Raw genomic sequence first — 11,140 nt, 5'->3', positions numbered from 1 at the left:
TACTCCGCCATGCCGACCTGCTCGAGCGCGTGCATCACCCGTCGGTCGAGCTCGGTGCCGCGCAGGCCGAGGTTGGCCGGCCCGAACGCCACGTCGGCGCGCACCGTGCCCATGAAGAGCTGGTCGTCGGGGTCCTGGAAGACCACGCCGACCCGTCGACGTATCTCCTGGAGGTTGGCCTTCTCGACCGGCAGTCCGCTGACGGCGACGGAGCCCGCTCCGGCCGTCAGGATACCGTTGAGGTGCAGCACGAGCGTGGTCTTGCCCGCCCCGTTGGGGCCGAGCAGCGCGACCCGTTCGCCGCGGTGCACGTGCAGGTCGACCCCGAACAGCGCCTGGTGGCCGTCGGGGTAGGCGTAGGCCAGGCCGCGGACGTCGAGGACGGGGGTGCTCACCTCGGAAGTCTCCCCGTGTAGCCGCGCGACAGCATCGCCAGGTGGACCCGCTCGCCGCGCTCGTAGGAGCGGATGAACAGCGCTCCCGCCGACTTCGCGAGCACCGGCCAGTGGCGGGGGTCGCGCGCCGAGAAGCCCCGGGACTCACGGGCGATCCGCATCCGGTGCATCTCGTCGGTGACGACGTCGAGGTAGCGCACCATGAACGCCATGATCTGCACGAGCTGCTGGGGCACCCGCAGCCGCTCGAGGCCCAGGAGCAGGTCCTGCGGCTCGGTGGTCGCAGCCAGCGTGAGGCTCGCGAGCACGCCGAGGGTGCCCTTGACGAGCAGCGCGATGCCGGCCTCGAGGCCGTGCTCGCTGACGGCCACGCCGAGCACCTCGGTGCGCGGCCCGGTCGCGACGAACGGCAGCAGCACCGCGAACACCACGAACGGCAGCTCGACGACCGTCCGCTTGAGGAGGTACGTCGGGGGCACCCGGCTCACGCCGATCACGACAGCCAGCACGACGGCGTACGCCACGAAGAGCGGGTGGGCGTCGCGCGGCGTCGCGACCACGACGATCGCGAACGCCAGCAGGGCCAGCACCTTCAGGTGCGCCGGCGCCCGGTGGATCGGTGAGTGCCCGTGGAAGTGCAGCTTGTGGCCGTGTCCCGCACCCACCTCAGGCCTGCTCGTCCCGCGGGCCGCGGCGGCGGACGGCGTACGTCACCCCGCCGGCGACGCCCAGCACGACCAGCACGCCCACGACACCGGTCACGCTGCCGTAGTCGCCGACGAGGCCGTCGCGGGACTTCTCGGTGTGGGCGAAGCCATGGTCCTCGGAGACCTTGGTCAGGCCGTCGGGGTCGCTGTCGGCGAACCGGCTCACCACACCCGCCAGCACCAGCGCGACGACCGCGATGCCGAGGACGACCCACGTGGTCGAGACGCGCTTCACGACCCGGCCCCCCTGATGACCAGCTCACGCGACTCGAGGAGGGGCCGTGCGCCGCGGACGAGATCGGGGCGGACCGCCACGATCGCACCGACGGCCAGGCCGGTGATGACGCCCTCGCCGACGCCGATCAGCGTGTGGACGCCGAACATCGCGGTCAGCAGGGTGTCGAGCGGGATGTCCGCGGTGCCACCGACGGCGTAGAGCAGCACGAACACCGAGGCCGCCACGGGCACGGATGCGAACGCCGCGACGCCCGCCTGGGCCGGGGTCAGCGACATGCGCTTGGGCAGCACGAGCTGGAGCACCCGGAAGACGAGCCAGCCGACCAGGACGGTCGTGAGGGCCATCAGGACGATGTTGGTGCCGAGCGCGGTGATGCCGCCGTCGGCGAAGAGCAGCGACTGGACCAGCAGCACCACGCTGACGCACAGGACGGCTGTCCAGGGTCCGACCAGGACCGCCGCGAGCGCTCCGCCCATGAGGTGGCCGCTCGTGCCGGCGCCGACGGGGAAGTTCAGCATCTGCACGGCGAAGATGAACGCCGCGACGAGACCCGCCATCGGCGCCGTCTTGTCGTCGAGCTCGTCGCGAGCCTTGACCAGCGCGAGGCCTACGGCACCGACGGCCACAGCGCCGGTCAGGGCGGACGTCGGGGCGTCGAGGAACCCGTCAGGTACGTGCATGGCTCTCCTGCTCGGCTGGTGGGTCGCGGCCAGTAGGTTGGGTGCGGGCCCGAGACGTGCCCACCCTACGCTCTTGCACATCGTTCGCAACAAGGAGACCGACCCGTGACCGAGCGCCTCTCCCCCGGCGACACCGCCCCCGAGTTCACCCTCACCGACGACACCGGCACCGAGGTCGCCCTGTCCGACTTCCTCGGACGCAAGGTGATCGTCTACTTCTACCCCGCTGCGATGACGCCGGGCTGCACCAAGCAGGCCTGTGACTTCACCGACACCCTCGACTCGTTCAAGGCCGAGGGCTACGAGGTCCTCGGGATCTCGCCGGACAAGCCGGAGAAGCTCGCGAAGTTCCGTGAGCGCGACCACCTGACGATCACGCTGCTCTCCGACCCCGACAAGCAGGTGATGCAGGACTACGGCGCGTTCGGGGAGAAGAAGCTCTACGGCAAGACCGTCGAGGGCGTGATCCGCTCCACCGTCGTGGTCGACGAGGACGGCAAGGTCTTCCTCGCCCAGTACAACGTCAAGGCCACCGGCCACGTCGCCAAGCTCCGCAAGGACCTCAAGCTCAACCACGCCGACGAGGACCCCCACAACGGCGCCTGATCATGTGGTCGCGCTCGCCTGTGCACCTGGACCTGGGGCCGACCACGGCTGCCTGCGGCTGGTGGGTGGGACGACGTCCGCCCGGTGGCGCCGTGCGCCGGGAGGTCATACGTTCCGGGTGCTAGGACCCCCAGAACGTATGACCTCCCAAAGAACCCCCGCGGAGGTCATCCGAGGTGGCTGCCCCGGCGACCAGGACGTATGACCTCCCGGCGACCAGACCTCGACAACCCGCGTCGGGCACCGACGCGCGACAGGCGAGCCCGAGTCGGCGCGCCTGCAGGCCGATGACCTTCAGTTGCGCCGACGCGGCGTCGTTCGCACCGGCAGCTGCACCGACTCGGCGCCTGGAGGCGGTCTCCCTAGACTGAGCGCCTCGCCGAAGTGGTGGAACTGGCAGACACGCGGGTTTTAGGTACCCGTGCCTTCGGGCGTGGGGGTTCGAGTCCCCCCTTCGGCACCCACTCGGGCCCCGGGCTCAGTCCTCCTCGCGGAGGCGGGGCACGGTGGCACCCTCGGGCTTGATGCCCCGCTTGTCGGCGTAGAACGCACGGATCCGGTCCATGTCGGCCGAGACGTCACCGGTGAGCTCGAACGTCGGGCCCCAACCGACCGTGCGGGTGGGGGCGTCGACGAACGCGAGCGTGACGGGCAGACCGGTCTGCTGGGAGATCCGGTAGAAGCCCGACTTCCAGTACTCCCCCTTGCTGCGGGTGCCCTCGGCGGCGATGCCGAGCAGGAAGGTCTCGTCGGTCGCCGCGTCGGCGATCAGGGCCCGGATCGTGGCGCCCGGGTTGGACCGGTCGAGCTCGACGGCCCCGCTGGCGCGCATGATCGGCGCGAGCGGACCCTTGAAGAACGCGTCCTTGACCAGCAGCCGGATCTGCACGTCGTTGTCCCAGGCGAGGAGCATCGTCAGCACCCAGTCCCAGTTGGACGTGTGCGGAGCACCGACGAGGATGCCCTTGCGCGGCACCTGGCCGACGGTCTTCCAGCGCGCGAGCTTGAGGATCAGCCGCGCGAGGTTGCGACGGACGAAGAAGTGCCTCCTCATCCGAGGACCCGGCCCACGATCGGCGCCATCCGGCGCAGCGCCCACCCACGGTGGGAGATCGCGTCCTTGTCCTCGACGCTGAGCTCGGCGGTGGTCAGGCCCGGGCGGTCGTCGGCCTCGAACAGCACGTCGTAGCCGAAGCCGCCGGTCCCCCGGACCTCGTGGATGACCCGGCCCGGCATCACCCCGCTGGTGAGCTCCTCGCCGCCGTCGTGGCAGAACGCGACCGCGCACTGGAAGTGGGCGCCCCGGCGCTCGTCGGGCACGTCGGCGAGCTGGGCGAGCAGGAGCTCGTTGTTGCGGGCATCGCTCTTGGGCGGACCGGCCCAGCGAGCCGACAGGACGCCCGGCATCCCGTTGAGCGCGTCGACGCACAGCCCGCTGTCGTCGGCCAGCGACGGCAGCCCGGTGGCGGCCCGGCCGGCCCGCGCCTTGAGCAGCGCGTTGCCCTCGAACGTGGGCTGGTCCTCGACCGGCTCGTCGTAGTGGTCGGCCTCCGAGAGGTCGTCGATGCCGACGACCACGAGACCCGGCACGTGCTCGCGCAGGATCCGCTCCATCTCCTGGATCTTCTTGCGGTTGCGCGACGCCAGGAAGACCCGGGGGCCCGCCGCCGGTCCGCTCATCGAGCCAACGCCTCGTGCTGCAACCGCGTCAGGTCGGAGCAGCCCTTCTCGGCGAGCGCGAGCAGCGCGTCGAGCTCCGCTCGGTCGAACGCCGCGCCCTCCGCCGTGCCCTGCACCTCGACGAACTTGCCGTCGCCGGTCATCACGACGTTCATGTCCGTCTCGGCCCGCACGTCCTCGACGTAGGGCAGGTCGAGGCGGGGTACGCCGTCGATGATCCCCACGCTGACCGCGGCCACCGAGCCGGTGAGCGGCTCGCCGGTGAGCGCGCCGGTCGAGCGCAGGTGGGCCACCGCGTCCGCGAGCGCGACGTACGCGCCCGTGATCGAGGCCGTGCGCGTGCCGCCGTCGGCCTGGAGCACGTCGCAGTCGAGCTGGATGGTGTTCTCGCCGAGCGCCTGGTAGTCGATGACCGCACGCAGCGACCGGCCGATGAGCCGGCTGATCTCATGGGTGCGCCCGCCGATCCGCCCCTTGACCGACTCGCGGTCCGAGCGGGTGTTGGTCGACGCCGGCAGCATGGCGTACTCGGCGGTCACCCAGCCCAGCCCCGACCCCTTGCGCCACCGCGGCACCCCCTCGGAGGCGGAGGCGGCGCACAGCACCTTCGTCCTGCCGAACTCCACCAGCACCGAACCGGCGGCGTGGTCGAGCCAGTGCCGGGTGATGGTGATCGGGCGGAGCTCGTCGTCGGCGCGGCCGTCCTCGCGTGCGGTCATGCGCCGACTGTAACGGCGGGCTACTTCACCTCGGCGCGGAGCACCCGCCAGATGCCCCACACGAGCGGGACCCCGAGCCACAGGAACCCGGAGACCACGAGCTCACCCCAGTCCCCCGCGGAGTGCGACCAGTCCCAGATCGCGTTCTGCGCCATCTGGAAGTCGATCCACGGACGCAGGTCGCCGAACCAGCCGATCAGCTGGGCGCCGACCTCGAAGAGCCCGGGCAACACCCACTTGTAGACGAAGAACACCACGATCGCCGCCGGCGTGTTGAGCAGCAGCGCCGCCAAGGCGAAGCCACCGAGCATCGCGAGCACCTGGGTGATCGTGAACGCCGCGAAGTCGCTCCAGCCGAACGTCCAGTCGACGTGTCCCTCGATCGCTCCGTAGAGGGCGTTGCAGACGGCACCGATCACGGTGGAGACCACCACGGTGGCCAGCGTCAGCACGACGCCGACCATCGCCTTGGCGGCGATGACCAGGGGCCGGCGCGGCTCGAGGGCGAAGGTCACCATCGCGGTGCGCTGGGTCCACTCGGTGGTGAGCACCATGATGCCGAGCACCGGCAGCAGGAACGAGGTGAGGAACGCAGCGGTGCCGACGAAGTCACCGAACTGCATCGCCTCGTCCTGCACCGTCGTCACCGCCAGGGCGATCGTCTCGGCGGCCAGCACCAGCAGCCCGATGGAGATGAGCAGCCACCGCCCTGCCCGGGTGTCGTAGGACTTCCGCAGCTCGACGCGCAGGAGCCGTCCGAACGGGGTCGGCTCGGTCCCGCTGAGGTCGAGCGTCATGGCCGTCATCTCACTTCACCTCGGCGCGCAGCACACGCCACAGCCCGATGGCCAGGGGGATCACCAGCCAGATGAACCCCGAGACGGCGAACTGCGCCCAGTCCTCGCCGGTCATCGTGGCGTCGATGAGCGGCGTCTGGGCATCGTTGAAGTCGATCCACGGCTGCAGGTCCTCGAACCAGCCGATGAGGGCCGCTCCGATGCCGAAGATCGACGGCAGGACGAAGGAGTAGACCATGTAGAGCACGATCGCCGCGGGCGAGCTGAGCAGCAGCGCGGCGAACGCGAACCCGGTGAGCATGCCGATCACCTGGAGCAGCACGAACGACAACGTCTGCAGCACGCTGAGGTCCCACTCGACCTCGGAGCCCGACATCGCGCCGTAGAGCAGGTTGCACACGGTCGCCAGCACGAGCGCGATCACGACCGCGGCGACCGCCAGCGCGATCCCGACGACCAGCTTGGCCGCGATCACCAGCGGCCGACGAGGCTCGAGCGAGAAGGTGACCATCGCGGTGCGTTGGCTCCACTCGCTGGTCAGCAGCAGGATGCCGATGACCGGCAGCAGGAGCGCGATGGAGAAGTTCGTCGAGGTCAGGAAGTCGTTGTAGCTGACCTCGAGGTCCTGGACGAGCACCACCCACAGCTGGATGACCATGACCAGGCCGGTGAGGATCGCGGTCGACAGCAGCAGCCAGAAGCCGGCTCGCGTGTCCCAGGTCTTGCGCAGCTCGGTGCGGACCAGACGCAGGAACGGCGTGGGCTGGGTGCTCGAGATGTCGAGGGAGTGGCCCAGGGCGGGCGTTGCACCCGAGCTGATGCTCATCAGACGGCCTCTCGCTGGGTCTCGGCCGTCAGCTCGAGGAAGAGGTCCTCGAGGCGTCCCTCGGCCGAGCGCAGGTCGGTCAGGACAGCGCCGCTCTCGAGGGCGGTGCGACCCACCTCGACGGTCTCGGCCTCGACCCGCAGGCCCTCTCCGGCCTTCGCGACCGTGATGCCCTTGGCCTGGAGGGCCTGGGCGAGCCGCTCGTTGTCGAGCGCGGTGACGAACGACGCGGCGACGGAGTCACCGGCGTTGGCGAGCAGCGACTTCTTGTCGCCCTGGGCGACGATCCGGCCGTTGCCGATCAGGATCATCTCGTCGGCGATCTGCTCCACCTCGTGGAGCAGGTGGCTCGAGAGCAGGACCGTGCCGCCGCGCTCGGCGTAGCCCTTCAGCAGCCCTCGCATCCAGCGGATGCCCGCAGGGTCCAAGCCGTTGGCGGGCTCGTCCAGGATCAGCACCGACGGATCGCCCAGGAGGGCGTGCGCGATGCCGAGGCGCTGCTTCATGCCGAGGGAGTAGTTGCGCAGCCGCCGCTTGGCCTCGACCGGCGTCAACGAGACGAGCTCGAGCATCTCGTCCACGCGGGAGGACGGCAGACCCATCGTGCGCGCGCCCAGCTCGAGGATCTCGCGGCCGGTGCGACCGGCGTGCTGGGCGGAGGCGTCGAGCAGCACGCCGACGTGGCGGCCGGGGTTGGGGATGTCGCTGTAGAGGTGCCCACCGATCGTCACTCGCCCCGCTGTGGGCGGCGTCAGCCCGACCATCACGCGCATCGTGGTCGTCTTGCCGGCGCCGTTCGGACCGAGGAAGCCGGTCACCCGGCCCGGCTGGCAGACGAAGCTCACGTTGTCCACCGCAGTGAACGAGCCGTACTTCCTGGTGAGTCCTTCGACCGTGATCATGGGGTCCACCCTGCCCGACCCTGGCGCGGGATCGCATCGGCCACGCGGATCGGGCCGCCAGACCAAAGTAGGGGGCGCCGCCGACCCCGGCAGCGTCCCGGCCGAGGCTGCGGCACCCTAGCCTGGCGGCGTGGACCGTCCGACGCCCGAGGAGTACCAGCCCCGTCTGCGGGCCTGGGGCCATACCTGGCGAACGGTCCTCATGCTCGCGATCAGTGCCCTGACCTGGCTGCCGGCCTGGGAGGCGGAGGCCGACACCGGCGACCTGTGGTGGATCGCCGACGTCGTGCTCGGCGTCGGCGCCTACGTGCTGGTCTTCTACCGGCGCCGGTTCCCGATGCTGGTGGCCGTCACCCTCTCGCTCGTGGGCGCGGTGTCCGGCATCGCCTCCGGACCGGCCGTCCTGGCGTCGGTGTCGGTCGCCACCCACCGCCGGTGGAAGCAGCTCGTCGTGGTCGGCCTGCTCGGCTTCGCGTGCGCTCAGGTCTACAGCACGCTCACCGCGACCACCGACGATCCGCTGTGGATCATCCTGGTCGCGAACGGGGTCGCCACGGCCGGCATCCTCGGCTGGGGCATGTACATCGGCTCCCGGCGCGAGCTGATCTGGACGCTGCGCAGCCGCGCCGAGCGGGCCGAGGCCGAGCAGGAGCTGCGCGTCGCGCGTGCCCGGAGCAACGAGCAGGCCCGGATCGCCCGCGAGATGCACGACGTCCTCGCCCACCGGATCTCGCAGATCTCGATGCACGCCGGGGCGCTGGCGTTCCGCGAGGACCTCGGCGCCGACGAGATGCGGGCGAGCGCCGCAGTCATCCAGGAGAAGGCCCACGAGGCGCTCACCGACCTGCGCAGCGTGCTCGGCGTCCTGCGCGACGGCACGACGGGCGAGCGGCTGCGCGGACCCCAGCCGACGTACGCCGACCTGGCCGGCCTGATCGAGGAGGCGCGCGGGTCCGGGCTGCACGTGGAGCTCGTCGACCTCGTCGAGGGCGAGCCGCCCGACGCCGTCGGTCGCACGGTCTACCGGATCGTGCAGGAGGGTCTCACCAACGCTCGCAAGCACGCGCCGGGTGCACTGGTGAGCGTGCGGGTCAGCGGATCCGCCGACGACGGGGTCGACGTGCTGCTGCGCAACCCGATCGGCTTCGCCAGGACCACCACGCCGGGCGCCGGCCTCGGCCTCGTCGGGCTCTCCGAACGGGCCGAGCTGCGCGGCGGACGGCTCGAGGCCGGGAGGGACGGGTCGATGTTCGTGCTCCACGGATGGATACCGTGGGCGGCATGACCGCGGCCACCACCGTGCTGCTCGTCGACGACGACCCCCTGGTCCGCTCGGCACTCGCCCTGATGCTCGGCGGCCAGTCCGACATCGAGGTCGTCGGTGAGGCATCCGACGGTCACGAAGGCGTGCGCCTGGCCGGCCAGCTGCGCCCCGACGTCGTGCTCATGGACATCCGGATGCCGCGGCTCGACGGCCTCGGCGCCACCCGCGAGCTGCACGCCCACCCCGACCCGCCCCGGGTCATCGTGCTCACGACCTTCGACGCCGACGAGCACGTCGTCGAAGCCCTCGCCTCGGGCGCCGACGGCTTCCTGCTCAAGGACACCCCACCGCCCCAGATCATCGACGCGATCCGCAAGGTCGTCGACGACGAGCCGATGCTCTCCCCCTCCGTCACCCGCACGCTGATCCGCCGGCTCCGCGACGAGCCGGACGCGGCCGAGGACCTCGCCGCGGCCCGCACCGCCGATGCCCTGGCCCGCATGGACCTGCTGACCGACCGGGAGCGCGACGTCGCCCTCGCCGTCGGTCGCGGCCTCAGCAACGCCGAGATCGCCCGCGACCTCTATCTCTCGGTGCCGACCGTCAAGGCACACGTGTCACGGCTCTTCGACAAGCTCCAGGTCACCAATCGGGTCCAGATCGCGATCTGTGTTCACGACGCTGGACTGAGCTGACCTACAGCTCGTACGTCGCCCCCGGGCGCGCCAGCTCCACCGGCCCGGCGTACGCCGCCACCGCCTCGTCCAGCGCGTCCTGGGGGTCGTGCCACGGGGGGACGTGGGTGAGCACCAGGCGGCGGGCACCCGCGCGGGCCGCCACCTCGCCGCAGTCGGTGCCGGTCAGGTGGAGGTCGGGCGGGTTGTCGTCGACCGCGCGGAAGGACGCCTCCGCGAGGAACAGGTCCACGTCCCTCGCCAGGTCGTCGAGCGAGGCGCAGGGGCCGGTGTCACCGGTGTAGGCCAGCGTGACCCCGTCGGCGCTGACCCGCAGTCCGTACGCCGGGACGGGGTGGTTGACCGCCACCGGCTCGACGGTGAACGGCCCGATCTGCTCGACGCCGTCCCACTCGCGGAACTCGAACTCCTCGTGCATGCCGGGCTCGTCGGGCAGGTCGTAGGCGCGGGCCATCCGATCGGCGGTGCCGACCGGTCCCCAGACAGGGATGCGGGGCTGCGCGCCGCGCGGGTGGTACTTGCGCAGCACGTAGTAGCCGGTGAGGTCGAGGCAGTGGTCGGCGTGCAGGTGGCTGAGCAGGACGGCGTCCACCGCCAGCGGGTCGGCGTGCTGGTGGAGGGTGCCGAGCGACCCGCTGCCGAGGTCGAGCAGCACCCGCCAGGTGCGCCCGTCGACGTCCTCGGCCTCGAGCAGGTAGCAGCTGGCCGGCGACTCGGGGCCCGGGTAGGAACCCGAGCACCCCACGATCGTGAGCCTCATCCGGTGACCACCGCTACACCACCAGCCCGCCGACGAACTGCGACGCGGCGACCATCTCCGGGCCGAGGAACCGGCGGCCGATCGTCTCGAACTCGCCCGGAGCGCCCGTGGTCAGGAACGAGTACGTCGGCTCGCCGGACGGGCGGACCAGCCCGGTGCGCACGAGCATCTTGTAGACGTCCTTGCCGCACTCCTCGGCGCTGCTGACCAGGGTCACGTTGTCCCCCATCACCATCGAGATCACGCCGGTGAGCAGCGGGTAGTGCGTGCACCCGAGGATCAGCGTGTCGACCCCCTCGGAGACCAGCGGGTCGAGGTACTCGTGGGCGACGGAGATCAGCTCCTCGCCCGAGGTGACCCCGGCCTCGACGAAGTCGACGAACCGCGGGCAGGGCTGGGTGAACAGCTGCACGTGCGGGGCGGCGGCGAAGGCGTCGTCGTAGGCCATCGACTCCGCCGTGGCGCGGGTGCAGATCACGCCGATCCGGCCGGTCCGGCTCGCGGCGACCGCGCGCCGGGTGGCGGGGTAGATCACCTCGACGACGGGCACGTCGTAGCGCTCCCGGGCGTCGCGCAGCATCGCCGCGCTCGCGGAGTTGCACGCGATGACCAGCGCCTTCACGCCCTGGGCGACGAGGTGGTCGAGGCACTCGAGGGCGTACTCGCGGACCTCACCGATCGGCTTGGGCCCGTAGGGCTGGCGTGCGGTGTCCCCGACGTACACGATCGACTCGTGCGGCAGCTGGTCGATGACCGAGCGCGCCACCGTCAGCCCCCCGAAGCCGGAGTCGAAGATGCCGATCGGGGCGTCGGTCAGGTCGGCCGACGTCTCGACGATCGTTGCAGGGCGCACAGCAGGCAAGGCTAGGAC

15 protein-coding genes and 1 tRNA gene are annotated in these 11,140 nt (G+C 71.1%); 4 read left to right on the top strand and 12 right to left on the bottom strand.

Features of this window, described 5'->3' with window-relative positions; translation table 11 throughout:
* The 4 genes from Q0L15_RS09195 to Q0L15_RS09180 all read right to left on the bottom strand — a co-directional run.
* A partial coding sequence (locus Q0L15_RS09195; RefSeq protein ID WP_296603814.1) for an ATP-binding cassette domain-containing protein occupies nucleotides 1–395 on the bottom strand: 395 nt, incomplete at its 3' end.
* Complete coding sequence (gene cbiQ, locus Q0L15_RS09190; protein WP_296603812.1) at nucleotides 392–1,060, bottom strand: cobalt ECF transporter T component CbiQ; 669 nt, start codon at nucleotides 1,058–1,060, stop codon at nucleotides 392–394. The genes cbiQ and Q0L15_RS09195, both read right to left, overlap by 4 nt.
* A 1-nt stretch (nucleotide 1,061) precedes the next feature.
* A complete protein-coding gene (locus tag Q0L15_RS09185) occupies nucleotides 1,062–1,337 on the bottom strand; it encodes a PDGLE domain-containing protein (protein ID WP_296603811.1) in 276 nt (91 codons plus the stop codon).
* Nucleotides 1,334–2,020: an energy-coupling factor ABC transporter permease gene (locus Q0L15_RS09180; RefSeq protein ID WP_296603810.1), complete on the bottom strand. Its 687-nt coding sequence runs from the start codon at nucleotides 2,018–2,020 to the stop codon at nucleotides 1,334–1,336. The genes Q0L15_RS09185 and Q0L15_RS09180 overlap by 4 nt, the downstream gene beginning before the upstream one ends.
* 105 nt (nucleotides 2,021–2,125) lie before the next feature.
* On the opposite strand from Q0L15_RS09180, the gene bcp reads away from it, so the two are divergent.
* Both bcp and Q0L15_RS09170 read left to right on the top strand, forming a co-directional pair.
* Entirely contained in the window at nucleotides 2,126–2,626 is a 501-nt protein-coding gene (gene bcp, locus Q0L15_RS09175; RefSeq protein ID WP_296603809.1) for a thioredoxin-dependent thiol peroxidase, read from the top strand.
* Nucleotides 2,627–3,004: 378 nt separating this feature from the next.
* Nucleotides 3,005–3,086, top strand: a tRNA-Leu gene (locus tag Q0L15_RS09170).
* Nucleotides 3,087–3,104: 18 nt separating this feature from the next.
* Here Q0L15_RS09170 and Q0L15_RS09165 read toward each other — a convergent pair.
* From Q0L15_RS09165 to Q0L15_RS09140, 6 genes are read right to left on the bottom strand one after another with little or no spacing between them, the layout of a single operon-like run.
* Nucleotides 3,105–3,680 (bottom strand): lysophospholipid acyltransferase family protein, encoded by a 576-nt coding sequence (locus Q0L15_RS09165; RefSeq protein WP_296603807.1) that lies wholly within the window; start codon nucleotides 3,678–3,680, stop codon nucleotides 3,105–3,107.
* Entirely contained in the window at nucleotides 3,677–4,306 is a 630-nt protein-coding gene (gene rdgB, locus Q0L15_RS09160) for an RdgB/HAM1 family non-canonical purine NTP pyrophosphatase (protein ID WP_296603806.1), read from the bottom strand. Before rdgB ends, Q0L15_RS09165 begins: the two co-directional genes overlap by 4 nt.
* The gene (gene rph, locus Q0L15_RS09155) at nucleotides 4,303–5,025 is read right to left on the bottom strand and encodes a ribonuclease PH (RefSeq protein WP_296603805.1); all 723 of its coding nucleotides are present in this window, start codon (nucleotides 5,023–5,025) and stop codon (nucleotides 4,303–4,305) included. The genes rdgB and rph overlap by 4 nt, the downstream gene beginning before the upstream one ends.
* Before the next feature lie 20 nt (nucleotides 5,026–5,045).
* Nucleotides 5,046–5,831: an ABC transporter permease gene (locus Q0L15_RS09150; protein ID WP_296603803.1), complete on the bottom strand. Its 786-nt coding sequence runs from the start codon at nucleotides 5,829–5,831 to the stop codon at nucleotides 5,046–5,048.
* Between the two features lies 1 nt (nucleotide 5,832).
* Nucleotides 5,833–6,648, bottom strand: coding sequence for an ABC transporter permease subunit (locus Q0L15_RS09145; RefSeq protein WP_296603802.1), 816 nt, complete (start codon nucleotides 6,646–6,648; stop codon nucleotides 5,833–5,835).
* Nucleotides 6,648–7,550 (bottom strand): ATP-binding cassette domain-containing protein, encoded by a 903-nt coding sequence (locus tag Q0L15_RS09140; protein ID WP_296603801.1) that lies wholly within the window; start codon nucleotides 7,548–7,550, stop codon nucleotides 6,648–6,650. Before Q0L15_RS09140 ends, Q0L15_RS09145 begins: the two co-directional genes overlap by 1 nt.
* 130 nt (nucleotides 7,551–7,680) lie before the next feature.
* On the opposite strand from Q0L15_RS09140, the gene Q0L15_RS09135 reads away from it, so the two are divergent.
* Together Q0L15_RS09135 and Q0L15_RS09130 are read left to right on the top strand one after the other, a co-directional pair.
* A complete protein-coding gene (locus Q0L15_RS09135) occupies nucleotides 7,681–8,835 on the top strand; it encodes a histidine kinase (protein ID WP_296603800.1) in 1,155 nt (384 codons plus the stop codon).
* On the top strand, nucleotides 8,832–9,509 hold the full coding sequence (locus Q0L15_RS09130) for a response regulator transcription factor (protein ID WP_296603799.1): 678 nt from the start codon (nucleotides 8,832–8,834) through the stop codon (nucleotides 9,507–9,509). The genes Q0L15_RS09135 and Q0L15_RS09130 overlap by 4 nt, the downstream gene beginning before the upstream one ends.
* A gap of 1 nt (nucleotide 9,510) precedes the next feature.
* Here Q0L15_RS09130 and Q0L15_RS09125 read toward each other — a convergent pair whose 3' ends face one another.
* Together Q0L15_RS09125 and murI are read right to left on the bottom strand one after the other, a co-directional pair.
* On the bottom strand, nucleotides 9,511–10,269 hold the full coding sequence (locus tag Q0L15_RS09125; protein WP_296603797.1) for an MBL fold metallo-hydrolase: 759 nt from the start codon (nucleotides 10,267–10,269) through the stop codon (nucleotides 9,511–9,513).
* Nucleotides 10,270–10,282: 13 nt separating this feature from the next.
* Nucleotides 10,283–11,131 (bottom strand): glutamate racemase, encoded by an 849-nt coding sequence (murI, locus tag Q0L15_RS09120; RefSeq protein ID WP_296603795.1) that lies wholly within the window; start codon nucleotides 11,129–11,131, stop codon nucleotides 10,283–10,285.
* Nucleotides 11,132–11,140 lie beyond the last annotated feature (9 nt).

The organism is Nocardioides sp., from assembly GCF_024509035.1.
Lineage (GTDB): Bacteria > Actinomycetota > Actinomycetes > Propionibacteriales > Nocardioidaceae > Nocardioides.
Note: the sequence above shows the minus strand (reverse complement) of the source record. Positions and strands in the feature narration are given on the sequence as shown.